This window comes from Tenacibaculum retecalamus, assembly GCF_027941755.1.
Classification (GTDB): domain Bacteria; phylum Bacteroidota; class Bacteroidia; order Flavobacteriales; family Flavobacteriaceae; genus Polaribacter; species Polaribacter haliotis_B.
The window spans coordinates 634,150-653,947 of the sequence record NZ_CP115916.1; the positions used below are offsets into that span (position 1 = coordinate 634,150).

A 19,798-nucleotide genomic window follows, 5' to 3' on the forward strand; every position below is an offset into this window, starting at 1 on the left:
AAAAAAAAATAACAACTAATCTTCTGGCGTATAATTTAAAGGTAAAGAATTTGCAAATTTTTCATAACTCCAATAACCTTCATAATAGACATCTAAAGGATTTACTAAAAGACCATTTTTATCTACCAAACTATTTTTTTTAAATGGAAATACAGAAGATGTTTGAGGTAGTTTTTTTCTTCTTTTACTAAAAGGAAGTCTTAAAATATAACCTTCTTCTTCAAGTTCTTTATTATAAACAATACTTAAATTATCTTTAAAAGAAAGTTGATAAAAGTTATTTTTGAAAGTTAAAACTTCATTTTTAGTTAATTTAGATTTGTATAAATAGTCTCTAAATTTTGGTAATCTAATTTTATTTAAAAGAATTCTTGCAGAGTCAATCGCATTTTTTGGGGCATCAATTTGTTTTCTAAAAACGATGGAAGAACGAGATAATTTAATTAATTCTCTTGCTTTTTTAATTTCATCTTCTGAAGGTCTTTCTGGGTTTTTAACTCTTTTAAATTGATTAATTACATAACCTTGTTCAGTAAACGAATCGTCTATAACAGATTTAAAGAAATGAATTACTGAGCCTTTATAAGTTAATTCTCTGTTTTTGTTCCAACGTTTTTGTTTTCTTTTTCCACCTTTTAATTGCGTATATTTAGAATATCCTAAGTAAGAACTGTAGTTCTTATTTATTACAAAATTCACCAAATCATAAGAAATTTTGTAGCCTAAATCCTTATTTTTTATTTGTAAAGGTGCTGTTGCATAAGTAGTTAAAATATTGTTTTTAGCATCAAATTCAAAGTGTAAAACTTTAGGATTTAGAATTTTACAATTTTTGGCTATTTCTGTTGTGCCAATAAATTCTCTTTTAAATCTACTTAAATTATAATGCCAATCTTCATTGTATTTTGTTTTTTGAAGAACCACTTCATCCAAAATATTTGTTTCTTCAGAAAGTTTAAAAAGTAACGATTTTTTATAGGTTGAAGTGTTTAAAGAATAGTTTATTTTCTTAAAACCTAAATAAGAAATAATAAGTTCAAACTGCCCGTTTTTTGTTTCAAATGAAAACTCTCCTTTAGCGTTAGTTATGGTTCCCACAGTTGTATTGTTCAGGTAAACCGAAGCACCTTCTATAGGTTTATTATCGTTAGAAACTACTTTTCCTTTAATGCTTATTTGAGCAAAAGAGAAAAATGAAAGAAAAAGAAAGGCAAGTAAAAATCGATTTTTCATTGGATAAAAATAACAAATGAAAAACCGATTAAAGAAGAAATAATGTTAATTATTGTTAAGCAAACCTGCACGCTTTAACAACGCATCAGGTTTAGGTTCTTTACCTCTAAAACGTTTGTATAATTCCATCGGTTTTTCTGTTCCTCCTTTAGATAAAACGTTATTTTTAAATTTATCAGCTACTTCTTTATTAAAAATACCTTCTTCTAAAAAGTACTCAAAAGCATCAGCATCTAAAACTTCTGCCCATTTATAAGAATAATATCCAGCAGAATATCCTCCTTGAAAAATATGAGAGAAAGCGGTACTCATACAATTTTTAGCAACATCAGGATATAGTTTTGTTTCAGAAAATGCAGCGGTTTCAAAATCTTTTACAGATTTTATTTCTGATGGATTTTGTGAGTGCCAACTCATATCTAATAATCCAAAGCTTAACTGACGAAGCGTTTGCATACCTTCATGAAAACTAGCTGACTCTTTTATTTTTTCAACATATTCCATCGGAATCGTTTCTCCAGTTTCATAATGTTTTGCAAACAACTCTAAAGCTTCTTTTTCGTAACACCAGTTTTCTAAAACCTGACTAGGTAATTCAACAAAATCCCAAGAAACTGAAGTTCCTGATAAACTATTGTAAGTTGTGTTAGCGAGCATTCCGTGAAGCGCATGTCCAAATTCATGAAATAGCGTTGTAACCTCGTTAAAGGTTAATAATGATGGTTTTGTTTCGGTAGGTTTTGTGAAGTTACAAACTATTGAAACTTGTGGTCGTTCATTAACTCCATTTTTTATTTGTTGTGATTTGTAAGAAGTCATCCATGCGCCATTTCTTTTTCCTGGTCTTGGATGAAAATCTGCATAAAAATGAGATATAAAATTCCCTTTTATATCTGTTACATTGTATGTTTTTACGTCTTCGTGATATTTATCTATCGAGTTGATTTCTTCAAACTGTAAGTCGAATAATCTATCTGCAATTTCAAAAACACCGTCAATTACATTTTCTAATTTAAAATAAGGTTTTAGCAATTCTTGATCTAAAGAAAATAATTCTTTCTTTAATTTTTCTGCGTAATAAGCACCGTCCCATTTTTGAAGTTGCGTTATACCATCCAATTTTTTAGCGTAAGCAGCTAAATTATCAAACTCATGTTTTGCAGCAGGTTTTGCTTTGGCTAGTAAATCGTTAGAAAACGATAACACTTTTTCTGGTGTTTCTGCCATTCGTTCTTCTAAAACAAAATGAGCATGTGTTTTGTAGCCTAATAAATTGGCTCTTTTATGACGAAGTTTTACAATATTTAAAACAATATCTTCGTTGTTAAAATCATTATCTTGAAATCCTTTTTTACCAGCAGCAATGGCTAATTTTTTACGTAATTCTCTATTGTCAGCATAGGTCATAAAAGGAATGTAACTTGGATAATCTAAAGTGAAAATCCAACCTTTTTTCTCTTTTGATTTTGCAACTTCTTTGGCAGCCTCTTTTACACTTTCAGGTAAACCTGACAAATCATTTTCATCAGTTAAATGCATTTCAAAAGCATTGGTTTCAGCCAATACATTTTCTCCAAATTTTAATGATAGTTTAGATAATTCAGCATCAATTGTGCGTAATTCTACTTTGTCAGTTTCATTTAAATTAGCGCCGTTTCTAGCAAAACTTTTGTATTGTTTGTCTAGCAACATTTCTTGCTCAGGAGATAAATTTAAATTGTCTTTAGCATCAAAAACAGTTTTAACTCTTTTAAATAAAGCTTCATTCAACGTAATATCATTTCTAAATTCACTTAGCCAAGGAGAAACCTCTTGTGCTATTTTCTGAATTTTATCATTGGTCTCAGCAGAATTTAAATTGAAGAAAATAGAAGTTATTTTATTCAGCTTTTCACCTGTAAAATCTAAAGCTACTGTGGTATTATCAAAAGTAGCAGCATCAGTATTATTTACAATGGCAGTAATTTCTTTTTTTGCTATTTTTATTCCTTCTTCAATGGCAGGTTTATAGTCTGCATTTGTAATTTTAGAAAAAGGAGGTGTATTAAAATCTTGTAAAAGTGGATTCATTTATTCTTTTTTCAGACCTCACAGGTTTTAAAAACCTGTGAGGTCTATTCATAATAATCTATTTTCTTACACGTTCCGAAGCTTTTTCAACCTTTAACTTTAAGCCTTCTTTATATGCGATAATTTTGTCTAAAACACATTTATCAGAAGCTCCAATAATTTGAGCTGCCAAAATACCAGCATTTTTTGCACCATCTAAAGCAACTGTAGCTACAGGAACGCCACCAGGCATTTGTAATATTGATAAAACAGAATCCCATCCGTCAATAGAATTTCTGCTTTTTACAGGAACTCCAATTATTGGTAACGGACTCATACTAGCAACCATTCCTGGTAAATGAGCAGCGCCACCAGCACCAGCAATAATTATTTTTATTCCGCGTTTATGAGCATTTTTAGAATAGTCAACTAATTTTTCTGGAGTTCTATGAGCAGAAACAATATCTACTTCTATTTGAATATCAAAACCTTCTAAAATATCAATTGCTTCTTGCATGATTGGAAGATCTGAATCGCTTCCCATTATAATTCCTACCATAATTTTATGTTTTTTTTAATGAGATTCTTAAACTTTTTCAGAATCTCATGAGTTTGGGTGAGAAGCTGAAATAAATTCAGCTTGACGAGTAATTATTTAGCTATTACTCTAATTGTTTCTTTTACTTGTTGGGCTATTTTTCGCGCCTCATTAATGTCTTTATTAACAATCGTTACGTGCCCCATTTTACGGAAAGATTTGGTTGTTTTTTTTCCGTAAATGTGTGGTGTAACACCGTTAATTTTTAAAATTTCGGTCATGTTTTCGTAAACGACATCGCCTGTATAACCTTCTTCTCCAACTAGGTTTACCATAATTCCGGCAACCTTACTTTCGGTATTTCCTAAAGGAAGGTTTAAAATACTTCTTAAATGTTGCTCGAACTGACTTGTATAACTTGCTTCAATTGAATAATGACCAGAATTATGTGCTCTTGGCGCTACTTCGTTTACTAAAATTTCATCTTCTTTTGTCTGAAACATTTCGACGGCTAATAATCCGACGAAGTCTAAAGTTTTAGCAATATTTAAAGCAACTTCTTGTGCTTTTTTAGCAACAGAATTATCAATTCTTGCAGGGCAAATTACATATTCAACCTGATTTGCTTCTGGGTGAAATTCCATTTCAACTACAGGATATGTTTTTATTTCTCCGGATGAATTTCTAGCAACGATTACTGCTAATTCATTTTTAAAAGGAACTAATTTTTCAGCAATACATTCAACATTAGGTAGTGATTGTAAATCTTCATAATTACGAACTATTTTTACGCCATTACCATCATAGCCAAACTGTGCAGCTTTCCAGACAAAAGGAAATTCGATGACATTATTTTCGTATGAATGCTTTAATTCTTCTAAAAAAGCATAATGAGAAAAATCTGCAGTAGGAATTTGGTGTTCCTTATAAAATAATTTTTGATGTGCCTTGTTTTGAATTACTCTTAAGTTTGCAGGCTTTGGATAAATAGTTAAACCTTCGGCTTCTAATTTATCGAGTGCATCAATGTTTATATTTTCTATTTCGATGGTTAGTACGTCTACTTTTTTTCCGAAGTTGTAAACGGTATCAAAATCAAATAAATCTCCTTGATGAAACTCATTGCAAATCTGTGCGCAAGGAGCTTCTGGATTTTTATCTAAAATTAAGGTGTAAATGTCAAGTTTTTGTGTTTCGGTAAGTAACATCCTACCTAATTGTCCGCCACCAAGAACGCCCAATTTAAAGTCTGAAGAAAAATAATTTTTCAAGATAAATATTTTAGTGTGTTGTTGTTATCGCAAAAATAAGAATCTAAAGTATAGGATAAATAGATTTAACGAGATATTCTTAATTGCGAACTATTAATTTGAGTAACAAAATACATTAAAGCAGCACAACCTTCATTCTCAATTTGTGCTCCGTTTGCTAAATAATTATATTTTTTATCATCACAAGGGCATATAATATGCACTCCATCAAAAGTCATTAACGAATTACAAGTGGTTTCTGGGCATTGCCTATCAAAAGCTTTGTAACCATTACTACCTGTTCTAAAAATATAAATATTTCGGCCTTGAATTATATTTTGAGATTCGCCATCGGGAACTAATAAACCCTGAAATTCTGGTAATGTTAAATCTATGATGGCATTTATTTCGATCCCTCTAAAACAATCATTAACTGGTGTGTTATCACTACAACTTAAAGTGATTAAGAAACTAAATAGATAAAATATTTTTTTCATTATTTTAAAATAGCGTTATTAAACTAACGCAACGAATTTACAAATATTTTGTACATTTGTTGCAATCTCATTCCTATCGGTGTGAGATTTTTAAAGTTTAGAAATTATGAGTGAAGTATCATATTATAGTGCAGAAGGATTAAAGAAATTAAAAGACGAGTTATCACATTTAGAGCATACGGAAAGGCCAAGAGTTTCTCAAGAAATTGGTGACGCTATTGATAAAGGTGATTTAAGTGAAAATGCAGAGTACCATGCGGCAAAAGAAGAGCAATCATTATTAGAAACTAAAATTGCACAACTTAAAAATGTAGTTGCAAGTGCACGTATTCTTGATGAAAGTCAGTTAGATACTTCTAAGGTATTAATTCATTCAGTAGTAAGATTAAAAAACACAACTAATGGGATGGAATTTACTTATACTTTGGTTGCAGATTCTGAAACAGATATTAGAAACGGAAAATTATCAGTAAATTCTCCTATCGGAAAAGGATTGTTAGGGAATAAAGTAGGTGATATCGCCGAAATTAATGTGCCTAATGGAATTATGAAATTCGAAATTATGGAGATTTCGAGATAATATCTTTTAAAATATTTATTGATAAAAGTGCTGCATTTGCAGCGCTTTTTTTATTTTTACTTACTATTGTGAGGTAGAGCAGAGTAGAGATTTAATTTTAACCGCTCAATTGCGCTCGAGGAAACATTAAAACAAAAATTATGGCAAGTATTTTTACGAAGATAATAAACGGAGAAATTCCTTCATATAAAATTGCAGAAGATGAAAATTTTATCGCTTTTTTAGATATAAATCCGAATGCAAAAGGACACACTTTAGTAGTTCCTAAAAGAGAAGAAAATAAGCTTTTCGATTTGTCAGAAGAAGAATATAACGGATTGATGTCTTTCTCATATCGTGTAGCAAAGGCGATAGAAAAAACAATTACTTGTGAACGTGTTGGTATGAGTGTAATAGGACTTGAGGTACCGCATGTGCATGTACATTTAATTCCGTTAAATACCATGGCAGATATTCAGTTTATAGAAAAAGTAAAATTACTTAATGAAGATTTTGTTGTTTTAGCAGAAAGTATCGCAAGTAATTTTGAATAAAATGAAATTACAAAAATGGCAAAAATCAGGATTGGTTTGGGGTTTGTGGATGTTTGTTATAATGACATTTGTTTGGCCGTATTTTGATGGCGAAGAAATAACATTAAGAAAAACATTGATTAGTTTAGTAATCTGGACAATAGCAAGTTTTGCTTTTGGCTGGTCTATGAGGCATAATCACAAAGAAAAATAAACTAAACATCAGCGCGTCATTCTGAACTTGTTTCAGAATCACTAGACAGCGCTAGTTTATGATGAGAACCTGAAACAAGTTCAGGTTGACGTTAATTAAATAGGTAAAAATTATAGACAATCACTTTAAACCTTGTTTAACTGAATTTCAAAAGTAGTTCCTTTTCCTATTTCAGATTTTAAGACGTAGATTTTCCCACTATGATAATCTTCAATAATACGTTTAGAGAGTGATAAACCTAACCCCCAGCCACGTTTTTTTGTGGTAAAACCGGGTTTAAATATCTGTTTGAATTGCGATTTCTGAATTCCTTTACCAGAATCGGTAACAGTAATTTTTATAAGTTTAGTGGTTTCTTTAATATCTAATGAAATGCTTCCTTTTCCTTGCATGGCATCAATCGAATTTTTAATTAAATTTTCGATTACCCACCCATATAACTCAATATTCAACAATGTAGAAAGTGTTTTTTTATCCGAAGAAAAAGAGAAATTAATTTGTTTAGAACTTCTAGTTTTTAAATAATTAAACGCTACTTGTGTTTCTAAAACAATATTATATTCCTTTAATTTAGGTAAAGAGCCAATTTTAGAAAATCGATTGGCAATGGTACTTAATCGGTCAACATCTTTTTCAATTTCAACAATATATTCTTCGTTTACATCTTCAGATCTTAAAATAGCAATCCAACCTAATAAAGAAGATAGCGGTGTGCCTATTTGATGCGCTGTTTCCTTGGCCATACCTGTCCAAAGTTTGTTTTGTTCCGCAACTTTACTCGATTTATACACCATATATACAATGGTTACAAAGAGTCCTAAAATTAATAATAAAGCTAACGGATAGTATTTAAGTTTGTATAATAAATCGGAGTTTCGGTAATAAAGATATTGGGTAATTCCAAAATATTCAATAATGATAGGCTCATTTTGCCTTTTCATTATCGTTAGTTGCTCTAGAAGATATGTTGGGTTTTTAGACTTAAGACTATCTAAATTTCTATGTAAATTAATTGTATCATCTTCATTTACAAGAATTGTAGGAATGTTTTCAATAGTTTCATAAACTTTATTAATTAAGTTGGTGTTTTCGTTTAAATTGGGGTTAGAGGCTAGTTCTTTAAAAGCTACCGCAAAGATTTCAATTTTACCTCTTTCTTCTTCTTTAAATTTTTGAAAAAACACATAAGTATTCCATAAGATAAAAGGTACAATTAATAGTGATACAAAAATTGTAATTCGCTTTATCCAATAAGTATTCTTAAAAAATGTCATTAGTCAAATATAAACTATTCTATAGAATAACTTAATTTGTAAAAGCGTAGTATCTTTACATTAAAAAATAAAATATGTTATCACTCGATCCTAAAGAATTGCCTGTAACAAAACTACATGGTTATTTATTAGGTGCTATAGCGCCAAGACCTATTGCTTTTGCAAGTACTATTGATGAAGAAGGAAATCCGAATTTATCACCGTTTAGTTTTTTTAATGTTTTCGGAGCTAATCCACCAATGTTAATTTTTTCTCCAGCACGAAGTGTAAGAGGTAATAAAACAAAACATACGTTAGATAATGCTGAAGAAACAAGAGAAGTGGTTATTAATGTGGTAAATTATGATATTGTACAACAAATGTCATTAAGCAGCACCATGTATCCGAAGGGTGTTAATGAGTTTGAAAAAGCAGGATTTACAATGTTACCTTCTGATAAAGTAGCTCCTTTTAGAGTAGCAGAATCACCCGTACAATTTGAATGTAAAGTAACCGATATTATTTATACCGGAACCGAAGGAGGCGCAGGGAATTTAATTGTTTGCGAAGTGGTTAAATTACATATTAATGAAGATGTTTTAGCTGAAGACGGAAGTATAGATCAACATAAAATAGATTTAGTTGCTAGGGCAGGAGGAAGCTATTATTCTAGGGCAAGAGATGGATTTTTTGAAATTCCAAAACCAATTTCGACTTTAGGAATTGGTGTAGATCAAATTCCGACTGAAATTAGAAATAGTGCTGTTTTAACAGGTAATAATTTAGGCATGTTAGGTAATGTAGAGCAGTTGCCAAATGAAGAAACTGTTAATAACTTTGCGAAAGAACATCCAAAATATGTTTCGCTTTCAACTGAAAAAAAACATACATTTGCACAAGAATACTTAAAGAGTAATGATGTAGAAAGTGCTTGGAAAGTGCTTTTAATTAAATAGATAAGAATATGGAAGTTATAGGGAAGATTAAATTAATTAACGAAACACAAACATTTGGAGCTAGCGGATTTAGAAAACGTGAATTAGTTGTTACTACAGATGAGCAGTATCCACAAATGATTATGATTGAATTTGTACAGGATAAATGTGATGTTTTAAATAGTTATGCTGTTGGTCAAGATGTAAAAGTATCTATTAATTTAAGAGGTAGAGAATGGATTAATCCAGAAGGAGTTGCAAAATACTTTAACTCGATTCAAGGATGGAGAATAGAGAATTTAGCACAAGCTTCATCTCAAAACACACCTCCTGTAGATCAGTTTCAACCAGCACCAGATTTATCTGCTAACGAACCAGACGATTTACCTTTTTAATATAAAAAGGAGTATATATACAAAAAAGAGAGCCTGTGGCTCTCTTTTTTCGTTTTACGTAAAACCACACCTTTAAATGCGGATATCCCTTTTGTTACGTAGTTAAGTTAAAATACATTTGTAGTATCATTTATTAGCTAGAGACTATAGATGTATTTAAGGGAAAAAGCCTTCTGATATTGTTATCAGAAGGCTTTTTATTATTTTTTACTATGTCGTTTTTATTTTTCCTTTTTAGGCATTGGTCCTCTTAAGTGAATTACTAATCCGTTTAAGAAATTTCTAAGAATTTGATCGCCACACTCCATATATTTAGGATGCTCTTCATTTCTAAAAAAAGCACCTAATTCACCTTTAGAAACTTTAAAGTCAACCAAAGCACAGATTTCAATAATATCAGTATCACGAAATTTGTGAGCTACTCTTAATTTTTTAAAAATATCGTTGTTCGTTAATCCCATAGTAATAATATATTTTATTGTTTTAATTAACCATTTTAAAAATGGCCCAAGCGTAAATGGCAAAACGTAAAAAACGAAATAGTCCAAAAAGCACTACGTTTTTAAACGGATATTTAATCATACCAGCTGTTAAACAACTAATAGCAAAAGGTAATGGTAATAAGGCACCAACTAAAATTAAAAAGCCACCCCATTTACTGGTGTTTTTAAGGTTTTTAGCCATTTTAACTTCTAAATAAAGTTTTACAGAAGCAATTTTTAAGGAAGCTCTACCTATAAAATAAGCCGTTAATCCACCAAAATAAGATAATGTTGCTAATAGCGATAAATTTAAAACAGGATCTGCTGTTTTTTTAGACCAAGCGATAAAAATCTCTGGCGGAATTAAACCTAGTATTGTTTCAGAAATGAAAAAAGTAGTTAATACACCAAGTCTAGAAAAAGTTTCGGTAACCGTCTGTAAACCGTCGTTAATATTATAAACATATTTATTAAATAAAAATATACCTACAACTGCAGCTACTATTGGCCAAAAAGCTTTTTTTAAACTTTCCCAAATAAACATGTAAAAACCGGTACGTTGGTAGTAGTTGTGTAACCGCTTAACGTGTGGTTTTACATTCTTTTTATTTCTTCTTTTCTTAACTTTCATTTACTTACGTCTCTAAGCATCTTTTAGAGAATGCAAAAATACAAGGTAATTAGAAATAAATCAAAGAAATATCGTTAATTATAAGTTAGCAGTTGCAGCTTCAGCACAGCGTTCTCCATCCATTGCAGCAGATATAATTCCACCTGCATAACCACCACCTTCTCCACAAGGAAATAAACCCTCTATTTGTGGGTGTTCTAAATTTTCTTTTCGAGGGATGTTTACCGGAGATGAGGTGCGAGATTCTACTCCAATAATATTTGCTTCGGCAGTATAATAACCGTGCATTTTTCTTCCAAAAGCATCAAAACCTTTACGCAATCTACTACCAATAAACTTTGGTAATAAAGAATGCATTGGTGCTGAGTTTAAACCTGGCTGATAAGAAGTTTCGTTTAAACTTGACGATAATTTACCTTCTACAAAATCGGTTAAACGTTGGGCAGGGGCAACCTGACTTTTTCCACCAGCGTTAAAAGCTAGTTTTTCTAAATCTTTCTGATACTCTAAACCTTTAAGCGCACCGAATTTTTCATATTTATATAAGTCTTTATCGATGTTAATTTCAACGACAATTCCCGAATTGGCAAATTTGTTGTTTCTACGAGAAGGTGACATTCCGTTTACAACAACTTCTCCGTTTGCAGTTGCAGCCGGCACTATAAATCCACCAGGACACATACAAAACGAATATACACCTCTGTTATTTGCTTGATGCACCAAGCTGTATGACGCTGCAGGTAATAATTCATCTCTTTGGCCAGTACAACTATATTGAATCTGATCAATAATTTCTTGCGGATGCTCTACACGAACTCCCATTGCAAATGATTTTGCTTTTAATAAAATATCTTTTCTATCAAGTAATTCGTAAATATCTCTTGCCGAATGCCCCGTTGCTAAAATTACTGAATTCACAGTCATTTCATTTCCGTTTTGCAATTGTATGGCTTGTAGCTTACTATTTTTTATTACAAAATCGGTAACGCGGGTATCAAAATGAACTTCACCACCGTATTTTATAATATTCTCACGAATATTCTGAATAATTTTCGGCAATTTATTCGTTCCGATATGCGGATGCGCATCAATTAAAATATCTTCAGCAGCACCATGGTGCACCAAGTTTTCGAATATTTTACGAACATCGCCACGTTTTAAACTACGGGTATATAATTTTCCGTCAGAATAGGTTCCGGCACCACCTTCGCCAAAACAGTAATTAGAATCTTCATTTACAAAATGCTCTTGATTAATAGCACGTAAATCTCTACGACGATCTTGTACATTTTTACCACGTTCTAAAACAATTGGTTTGTAACCTAATTCTATACAACGAAGCGCTGCATACATTCCTGCAGATCCGAAGCCAATAATATGAACTTCTTTTGCGTTAGATACATCTTGATAATCAAAAATATAATCAGGAGTATCAGGTAAAGGTTCGTTAATATAAACCGCTACTTTATAATTAAAAACCACGTCTTTTTTACGCGCATCGATAGATTTACGTAACACTTTTACAGTAGTTATGTTAGTAATAGCGATGTCTAATTTTCTAGAAGCTTTCTTTTTTAAGATATCTTCTTTCTTTTCTTCTATTAAATTAACGCGTAGTTGAAGTTCTTTTACCATGTTGCAAAATTATGCAAAATTGAATTGATACGTTTTTATTTCTTCAAGAATTATAAAAAATGAAATCAAAGCAGTTTTTTTATTATTAGTATGGTGAAAACTGCATTATATTTGCAGTGTTTATTACAGTTTTTATATGATTTGGTTACCCGAAGAAATAGTATTTCCGCCTTACGAATTCGCAAATGAAGATGGTGTTTTGGCATTTGGTGGAGATTTATCTGCCAAACGGTTAATACATGCGTATAAAAACGGAATTTTCCCATGGTTTAATGAAGGCGAACCAATTGTTTGGTATTCGCCACCAGAACGTATGGTTTTATTTCCTCAGGAAGTAAAAGTTTCTAAATCGATGCGTCAAGTATTGCGAAAAGAAGGTTTTACAATTACCGAAAACAAAGCGTTTAACGATGTTATTTTTAATTGTCGCCATATTGATAGAAATGATCAGTTAGGAACTTGGATTACTGATGATATGGAAGATGCTTATATTAATTTATACGAAAAAGGAATCGCAAAATCTATTGAAGTTTGGATTGATGATAAACTCGTAGCGGGTCTGTACGGAGTTGATACCGGAAACGGGGTTTTTTGCGGAGAAAGTATGTTTAGTAAAGCAAGTAATATGAGTAAAGTTGCTTTTATTCACTTAGCCAAAAATGGCGGATACAAACTCATAGATTGCCAAGTGCATAACGAACATTTAGAAAGTTTAGGCGCTCGTGAAATTGATAGAAATGATTTTTTGAAGATGTTGTAAGTGGGTTTTGTTACTTAAAAATTACACACTTTATGAGATAGTGTCTTTATAAATTACATAAGGTTTAAGTTTGTTTTTCACAAACTTCAATCATTTCTTTGTAATGAATTTCGTCAATTTCTTTAATTAGATTCAAAATATCTTTTATAACATTGGAACCTTCGTCCAGTTTGTTGTCAGAGGAATCATTATCAAAGTCCTGTGCGTGAGAATATTTGTTTATAAAACGATAGATATATTCTTCTTTGTCTTTAAATGATGTATTTTGAATCCCTTTTTGTAATAATTGTCTAAAATCACCTAACCTTTTAGGGTGTTTGAATTTTAGAAAAGTTTCAAGTATTTTTCTAGAAGCATTTGCAGATAAATAGGCTTTGTCTAAATCTAAATGAGTCTCATTAGAATAAGTTATTAGTTTTTTAAACAAGTAATGATATTCTGAGGTATATTCTAAGAGAGTAGGGTCTGCATCTTTAATATAAGAAAAACGCATTTGATTAGTATCAAAGTTCGATTCTATTGAGTAAATATTACATATGGTTTCTGGTTTAGAAGGGTCTTTTCGGTGTTTCTGATTTTGCTTTTTATTTTTGGTTTCGAACCAATCTCTTACAAGTCTGTAATAATTGAAGTTATGTGTTAATATAAATAATTGCTTCGCTTCATTACAATTTAGTTTTAGGTATGAATACGAACTAAATAAATTATTCGAATCAAAACTTGAAATTGGGTCGTCAACTATTATGGTTGTATCTTTAATCTTATTGTTTTTTTCTAATATTTTATTTATAAAATAAACAAAAGCTATTGCTGTTTTTTCTCCTTCGCTTAATTGATTCCCGTTTGTGTTAGGGTTTCCATTTCTCTGTAACTTATAACCTCCTTTTTCTTGTGGATCTAAAGCTATATCTTTTCTTCCTAAGAATTTCCATAAATCATTATTAAACTTAGTAGCCCCCAGAGCTTCCGTAGAAATTAATGAATTCAATTGTTTGATATCCATTTTTATTTTTTCAAGTTCTAATTGAAGTTCCTTGTTTTTTTGAATAGTATGTAGTTCAATGTTTTTTTGCTTATAAAAATCATATCTTTTAATTTCATCTTTAATGTACTCAATTTCAAGATTATTCTTTGCCTCTTGTATAATTGTCGAAGCACTTAAATATTTTTTGTTATGGCTTTTAATTATTTCTGTTGCCTTTTTATAAAGCTTAATTAAATTGGTTTCATTAAAATTTAAAACTGAAGTTTTAGGAATTTCAAATGGATTTGAAGCCTTAGTTTTAAGTATTTCTTTCCATTTATCAAGTGCTTTTATTAGTTTTTCATTCTCAAAATCAATATTCTTTTTAATTCCCTCGTATTCAGCTTGATATTCTTTATAAAGTGCTTTGTAAGATGGCAATTCTGTTGTTTTTAGTTCATCTATCCAAGTAATGGCTTTAGATAGTTGTTCTTGTAGATTTTTGAAAGAATCACTAAAATGATTGTTTAAAGTAGAAATACGTTGTTTAGAGATGTTATTTCCACAAAAAGAACAATTGTCTTCGGCTTTATGCAGTTCAAGTCCTAATTTAACCCAATCAGATTTTTTAAAATCATTCTTTAAACCATCAATAACTTCTGATGTTATTTTTGAATTTAATAATGAAATTATTTTTTCATAACCGGAAGTTATTTGAGATAAAACTGAAAAGTCAGGTGTTTCAATTCTATCTTTGTCTTGTGGCTTTATAGTTTGAGCTAACTTTTCAATTTCTTGAATAGTCAATGAAGCTTTTCTAATATTATCTTTATTTTTATTTAAAGAACTTTCAATTTTTGTTTTATTATAATTAGACAAGTGTTTATCTTCAACCTCAATTAATTGAAACTTTTGTTTAATGTTTTTTGCAGATTCTGACAGGAAATTACTGTTGTTTCTTATTAAACCTTTGTTTCCTTTCTCCGTTAAGTGTTAATTCATTTTGAGCTATAGACGAACTAATTTTTGATTTTTCTTTTTTCTTATCCTTTAGTTTTAATATTTCTTCATTTTTATCATTTGAAACGACAAGAATTCCTTTAATTGTATCGTTCCAATTAATGTTACGCTCTATAAAATCAGCATTGAAAACTTTAATATTAAAATCACTTTCAAATTTGTCTGATTCGGAATAAATTTTTCCGCCTTTTTCAAAACTCCATTTTGAATTTGGAAACCTAGATATGGATTCATTTGATTCAATTAAAGAAAATAAATGTGATATCGTTGATTTACCACTACCGTTTAATCCGTAAAATAGATTTAGTTTATTAAAATTACTATATTTTGGATTACTCTCTATATTCTTGAATATTCCAAAATTTGATACTCCTTTAATTTTCTCAATCATTTAATTTGATTTTTGAGTATGACTGTTGATTAATGGTAGTTATTAAAACATCCTTTTTTTTATAATGAATATCACACAACAACGAATTTAGTTGTTTACAGAATATAAATCAAACTAAATAACAACGCGTCATTCTGAATTTATTTCAGAATCTCATACTTACAAGAAACTATATATTATGATGCGAACCTGAAACAAGTTCAGGTTGACGTTACAATTGGTACAAATAATTAGTTAAACTTTAAAGTATCATCTTTAACTGATTTTACACGTAATGTGAAATAATCGTAAATCCAATTTTGATATAATTTCCACGGGAATTTACTTCCTTGTTTTGGTAAGTTTGCTGTAGAACGATGTATGTAACCCGAGTTTAAATTAATAAGCGGTACAGTTTCCATATTCATATCACTAACTTTAGGTACCACAACTTTATGTCCTTTTTTATCCATTAAATTAATAAGTCGGCTTGCATATTCGCTTGTTAAATCGCTTTTTAATGTCCAAGAAGCGTTGGTATAACCCGCAAAAAAGATAAAGTTAGGCAGGTCATTTAACATCAAGCCTTTGTAAGTTAATTTATCCGAAGGATTAAAAGGAATGTTGTCAACACTAATTTTAGCATCACCAAAGGCAACCAACTGCAAACCTGTGGCCGTAATAATAATATCAGCTTCAAGTTCTTTTCCTGATTTTAAACGCAATCCGTTTTCTGTAAAACAATCAATATGATCGGTTTCTATAGATGCTTTTTTCTCTCTTATGGCTTTAAATAAATCGCCATCAGGCGCCACACAAAAACGTTGATCCCACGGATTGTAGTTTGGTGTAAAATGAGGCTCGACAGGAAAACCTTTTAATTGCTTTTTTGCCCCTTTAATGATAAAGTTTCTCATAAAATTCGGAAACTTTTTAGAGGTGTTGTAAAAAGCAATCGAAAAAAGAATGTTTTTAAAACGAATTACTTTGTGTGCCGTTTTTTTAGGCAGTGCTTTTTTTAGAAAACCAGCAACTTTGTCTTTATTAGGTAGCGCACCAATATAGGTTGGCGAGCGTTGTACCATGGTAACATGCGCTGTTTTTTTAGCCATTTCGGGCACTAAGGTTACAGCAGTTGCTCCGCTACCAATAACAATTGCTTTTTTGTTGGTGTAATCTAAGTTTTCAGGCCATTGCTGCGGATGAATAATGGTTCCTTTAAAATTAGTCATCCCTTCAAAATCGGGCGTGTAACCACTTTTATAGCTATAATAACCACTGCATGAAAATAAAAAATTAGCAGTATAAGTATGTTCTTTCTTACTTTTTTGATGTTGAGTAATAACCGTCCAAATTGCTTTTTTAGTATCAAAATTTACGGAAATTACTTTTTCGTTATAACATATTTTATCACGTACTTTATATTCGTCAGTAGCTTCGTTTAGATATTCTAAAATAGATGGCGCATCGGCAAATGATTTAGAAGCATCCCATGTTTTAAAAGAATATCCGAAGGTATACATATCCGAATCAGAGCGAATTCCTGGGTATTTAAATAACGACCAAGTACCGCCTAATTCGGCTCTCATTTCAAGAGTTTTATAACTCTTGTTAGGGTTTTTTCTTGATAGGTGACAAGCAGCGCCAATACCCGATAATCCGGCACCAATAATTAATACGTCGGTATGATTTGTAGCCATCATTATTTTTTTAATACCGTAAATTCAATACTAGAATCTGAAAAAACTGAATGTGTTTGTGTTTTAAAATCTTTCTCATCAGCTTTGTAGATGTTGTCTACATAGGTTTGCGGATTTAAATCAATTAAAGGAAACCAGGTACTTTGTACTTGTATTTGTAATTTATGTCCTTTTTTAAAGGTGTGAAATACATCTTGTAATTTAATATTTACATCCGTTTTCATATTAGGTGTAAACGGTTCTGGATTCGAAAAACTATTTCTAAAACGACCACGTAAAACCTCGCTACGAACCATCATATGGTAATTACTTAGTTTTAAATGCGATTGCATTTCTTTGTTGTCGTTTTTTAGATCTGCAGGATGCACATCAATAACTTTAACAATCCAATCGGCAGCAGAACCTGTCGTTGCTACTTTTAATTTAGCTAAAATATCACCAGCTAACGTAAAATCATCTGTTAACACCTCCGTTTCATAAACCAACACATCTGGTCTACGTGCAGCAAAACGCTGATCATCCGTCATGTATTTTCTTGGTGTGAATACGGTTTTAATATCTTCAGAATATGGAACAGGACGTTTAATGTCACTTATAAAATCAACTTTAGAATTGTCTTTTTTTGATGCTGTTAATTCTTGATTTGATGATAAGAAAAACGATTGTTTTTTCGCTTCTTTTGGAGGCCAAACATCATATGATTTCCATTCTTTTTTACCGCTATCAAAAACGTATGCTTCAGGTAACCCGCTATTTTTAGAGCCGTCACCTTTTAAGAAATGATTAAAGAATTTTGTTTCTACTTCTTTCTGAAATTTTAAAGAAATTGAATCTCCAAAATAATAGTTTCCAACTTTATTGGCTACTTTATTTCTTGCCCATCCACCGTGATCCCAAGAGCCAAAAACTAACGTATTGTAATTGTTAGGTTGATTTTTCTCTATGTTTTTATAGGTTTCTAAAGAGCCGTATAAATCTTCAGCATCAAACAAACCACCAACAATCATAGTTGCTACGGTAGACGGAACTTTATCTAAATGTTGAATAATTCCTTTGCTTTGCCAAGTTTCATCATAATTTGGATGTTCTACAATTTCTTTCCAGAAAAAATCATCAATTTGATCTTTCTTTTTAGTTGATGCAACATCTAATTTATCATATTGAAAAAAATCGTTGAGGTTTTTTAAAGATCCTTTATCTAAAAAGAATTGATATTGATCTTGTGTATCCATTTTAGGAAAAGAATACCAAGCAGAATCCGTTGGTTGATCTTTGTAAGTTCCGAATAAAGAAATTGCTCTGAAATAACTTAACAAAAATGCACCGTTATGGTGAAAATCATCAAAAAAGAAATCGCCAATACAAGCTTGTGGTGAGGCTGCTTTTAAAGCAGGATGCGCATCAATTGCAGAAACCGTAGCGTAATGCCCAGGATATGAAATTCCCCATGTACCAACTTTTCCGTTGTTATGCGGTGTGTTTTTAACTAACCAATCAATGGTATCGTAAGTATCGGTAGTTTCATCAGCTTGCTTTGGTGTTTTATTAGGAATATAAGCACGCATATTATCATATACACCTTCGCTCATCCAACGACCACGAACATCTTGATATACCACAATGTTTCCTTCTTTCATTAAAATGGTATTCGGACCAATTTTGGTTTTAAATTTACCGTCTCCATAAGGTCTAGAACTGTAAGGTGTTCTTTGCATTAAAATTGGGTAGGTTTTGCTCGTGTCTTTAGGGGTGTAAATAGTGGTGTGTAATTTAACACCATCGCGCATCGTAATAGTAACCTCTTTTTTAGTAAAGTTATCTTTTACATAGGTGTTTTTTACTTTCGTGTCTACTTCAATTTTTTCTGTGTTTTTTGAAGTACAACTACTAATTGTAAGTGAAATAATTAACAAGAATTTTAAAAATGATTTCATGTGATTTGGTTATTTAAGTAGTAAATATAAAAAACGAATGCTAAAAGCAAGCTAGATTTAATATTTTAGCGTTAAAATGTATTTTATGAGAGTTTTAATGTTAAGTGTTATTGTTTTAATGTTGATTGGTTGCGGTGAAAAAAACATCAGCAAAACAGAGAAAGAGGTAACCAAAAAGGTGTTTCCTAAATTAAAAAAAGACAGGTACAATGTTGCGTTTTTAATAATGGACGGAACTTTTAATACGGAACTTACAGCGCCGTTTGATATTTTTCAACATACTGTTTTTAGAAAAGGAATTAAACCGATGAATGTATTTACGGTTGCTGATACTGATAAACCGATTACTACTTTTGAAGGAATGCGAATTTTGCCTGATTTTAATTATTTAAAAGATAGCTTACCAAAGATTGATATTTTAGTGGTGCCAAGTGCGGAACATCATTTAGATACCGATTTAGAAAATAAAAAACTGATTGAATTTGTACAAATGGTTGATAAAGAGGCGCAGTTTATAACTTCTCATTGCGATGGCGCTTTTGTATTGGCAAAGGCTGGAGTTTTAAACGGAAAAGTATCAACTACATTTCCTTCGGATATTGATAAAATGCGAACCATGTTTCCTGATTTAGATATTAGAAAGGAAGTGTTATTTGTTCACGACGGAAAATATATTACGTCTGCCGGAGGCGCAAAATCTTTTGAGGCATCACTTTATTTATGTGAGTATTTATACGAGCCAGATATAGCAAAATCATTAGCACAAGGTTTGGTAATAGATTGGAATGTTGCTAAAATACCGCATTTTATTATAAATGATTAATAAAAAAAGGCAACCAATTTGGT

At 31.0% G+C, this 19,798-nt stretch carries 20 protein-coding genes; 7 read left to right on the forward strand and 13 right to left on the reverse strand.

Annotated elements, in window-relative coordinates; translation table 11 throughout:
• Positions 1 to 15 precede the first annotated feature (15 nt).
• The 5 genes from PG912_RS03115 to PG912_RS03135 all read right to left on the reverse strand — a co-directional run bounded on the left by PG912_RS03115 (position 16) and on the right by PG912_RS03135 (position 5,567).
• The gene (locus tag PG912_RS03115; protein WP_275688441.1) at positions 16 to 1,233 is read right to left on the reverse strand and encodes a carboxypeptidase-like regulatory domain-containing protein; all 1,218 of its coding nucleotides are present in this window, start codon (positions 1,231 to 1,233) and stop codon (positions 16 to 18) included.
• Between the two features lie 45 nt (positions 1,234 to 1,278).
• Positions 1,279 to 3,303: a M3 family metallopeptidase gene (locus tag PG912_RS03120; RefSeq protein ID WP_275688442.1), complete on the reverse strand. Its 2,025-nt coding sequence runs from the start codon at positions 3,301 to 3,303 to the stop codon at positions 1,279 to 1,281.
• 58 nt (positions 3,304 to 3,361) lie between these two features.
• Positions 3,362 to 3,841 carry a 5-(carboxyamino)imidazole ribonucleotide mutase gene (gene purE, locus PG912_RS03125; RefSeq protein WP_275688443.1) on the reverse strand — a complete coding sequence of 160 codons (480 nt, stop codon included), beginning with the start codon at positions 3,839 to 3,841 and terminating at the stop codon, positions 3,362 to 3,364.
• A gap of 92 nt (positions 3,842 to 3,933) precedes the next feature.
• A complete protein-coding gene (locus PG912_RS03130; protein WP_275688444.1) occupies positions 3,934 to 5,091 on the reverse strand; it encodes a 5-(carboxyamino)imidazole ribonucleotide synthase in 1,158 nt (385 codons plus the stop codon).
• A gap of 65 nt (positions 5,092 to 5,156) precedes the next feature.
• A complete protein-coding gene (locus PG912_RS03135) occupies positions 5,157 to 5,567 on the reverse strand; it encodes a Rieske (2Fe-2S) protein (RefSeq protein WP_275688445.1) in 411 nt (136 codons plus the stop codon).
• Positions 5,568 to 5,673: 106 nt separating this feature from the next.
• On the opposite strand from PG912_RS03135, the gene greA reads away from it, so the two are divergent.
• From greA to PG912_RS03150, 3 genes are all read left to right on the forward strand, one after another.
• Positions 5,674 to 6,147: a transcription elongation factor GreA gene (gene greA / locus PG912_RS03140; protein ID WP_260586237.1), complete on the forward strand. Its 474-nt coding sequence runs from the start codon at positions 5,674 to 5,676 to the stop codon at positions 6,145 to 6,147.
• 140 nt (positions 6,148 to 6,287) lie between these two features.
• Positions 6,288 to 6,680, forward strand: a complete 393-nt coding sequence (locus PG912_RS03145; protein WP_275688446.1) for an HIT family protein — start codon at positions 6,288 to 6,290, stop codon at positions 6,678 to 6,680.
• Between the two features lies 1 nt (position 6,681).
• Positions 6,682 to 6,873, forward strand: a complete 192-nt coding sequence (locus PG912_RS03150; protein WP_260586235.1) for a hypothetical protein — start codon at positions 6,682 to 6,684, stop codon at positions 6,871 to 6,873.
• 125 nt (positions 6,874 to 6,998) lie between these two features.
• Here PG912_RS03150 and PG912_RS03155 read toward each other — a convergent pair whose 3' ends face one another.
• Positions 6,999 to 8,147: a sensor histidine kinase gene (locus PG912_RS03155; protein ID WP_275688447.1), complete on the reverse strand. Its 1,149-nt coding sequence runs from the start codon at positions 8,145 to 8,147 to the stop codon at positions 6,999 to 7,001.
• 74 nt (positions 8,148 to 8,221) lie between these two features.
• Here PG912_RS03155 and PG912_RS03160 point away from each other — a divergent pair, with 74 nt between their 5' ends.
• Positions 8,222 to 9,082 carry a flavin reductase family protein gene (locus PG912_RS03160; RefSeq protein WP_260586233.1) on the forward strand — a complete coding sequence of 287 codons (861 nt, stop codon included), beginning with the start codon at positions 8,222 to 8,224 and terminating at the stop codon, positions 9,080 to 9,082.
• Positions 9,083 to 9,090: 8 nt separating this feature from the next.
• Positions 9,091 to 9,456, forward strand: a complete 366-nt coding sequence (locus tag PG912_RS03165; RefSeq protein ID WP_275688448.1) for a DUF3127 domain-containing protein — start codon at positions 9,091 to 9,093, stop codon at positions 9,454 to 9,456.
• A 221-nt stretch (positions 9,457 to 9,677) separates the two neighbouring features.
• On the opposite strand, the gene PG912_RS03170 is transcribed toward PG912_RS03165, so the two are convergent.
• The 3 genes from PG912_RS03170 to PG912_RS03180 all read right to left on the reverse strand — a co-directional run bounded on the left by PG912_RS03170 (position 9,678) and on the right by PG912_RS03180 (position 12,204).
• Positions 9,678 to 9,917, reverse strand: coding sequence for a DUF1456 family protein (locus PG912_RS03170; protein WP_218771333.1), 240 nt, complete (start codon positions 9,915 to 9,917; stop codon positions 9,678 to 9,680).
• A gap of 22 nt (positions 9,918 to 9,939) precedes the next feature.
• Positions 9,940 to 10,569, reverse strand: coding sequence for a YqaA family protein (locus tag PG912_RS03175; protein WP_275688449.1), 630 nt, complete (start codon positions 10,567 to 10,569; stop codon positions 9,940 to 9,942).
• Positions 10,570 to 10,647: 78 nt separating this feature from the next.
• Entirely contained in the window at positions 10,648 to 12,204 is a 1,557-nt protein-coding gene (locus PG912_RS03180; protein ID WP_275688450.1) for an NAD(P)/FAD-dependent oxidoreductase, read from the reverse strand.
• Positions 12,205 to 12,340: 136 nt separating this feature from the next.
• On the opposite strand from PG912_RS03180, the gene aat reads away from it, so the two are divergent.
• Positions 12,341 to 12,964: a leucyl/phenylalanyl-tRNA--protein transferase gene (gene aat, locus PG912_RS03185; protein ID WP_275688451.1), complete on the forward strand. Its 624-nt coding sequence runs from the start codon at positions 12,341 to 12,343 to the stop codon at positions 12,962 to 12,964.
• A 64-nt stretch (positions 12,965 to 13,028) separates the two neighbouring features.
• On the opposite strand, the gene PG912_RS03190 is transcribed toward aat, so the two are convergent.
• From PG912_RS03190 to PG912_RS03205, 4 genes are all read right to left on the reverse strand, one after another.
• A complete protein-coding gene (locus tag PG912_RS03190) occupies positions 13,029 to 14,891 on the reverse strand; it encodes an AAA family ATPase (protein WP_333780697.1) in 1,863 nt (620 codons plus the stop codon).
• A complete protein-coding gene (locus PG912_RS03195; protein ID WP_275688452.1) occupies positions 14,875 to 15,339 on the reverse strand; it encodes an AAA family ATPase in 465 nt (154 codons plus the stop codon). The genes PG912_RS03190 and PG912_RS03195 overlap by 17 nt, the downstream gene beginning before the upstream one ends.
• Positions 15,340 to 15,569: 230 nt before the next feature.
• Positions 15,570 to 17,018 (reverse strand): flavin-containing monooxygenase, encoded by a 1,449-nt coding sequence (locus tag PG912_RS03200; RefSeq protein ID WP_275688453.1) that lies wholly within the window; start codon positions 17,016 to 17,018, stop codon positions 15,570 to 15,572.
• Positions 17,019 to 17,020: 2 nt separating this feature from the next.
• Positions 17,021 to 18,952, reverse strand: coding sequence for a CocE/NonD family hydrolase (locus PG912_RS03205; RefSeq protein WP_275688454.1), 1,932 nt, complete (start codon positions 18,950 to 18,952; stop codon positions 17,021 to 17,023).
• An 85-nt stretch (positions 18,953 to 19,037) separates the two neighbouring features.
• On the opposite strand from PG912_RS03205, the gene PG912_RS03210 reads away from it, so the two are divergent.
• Entirely contained in the window at positions 19,038 to 19,775 is a 738-nt protein-coding gene (locus tag PG912_RS03210; protein ID WP_275688455.1) for a DJ-1/PfpI family protein, read from the forward strand.
• The last annotated feature ends 23 nt before the right edge of the window (positions 19,776 to 19,798 follow it).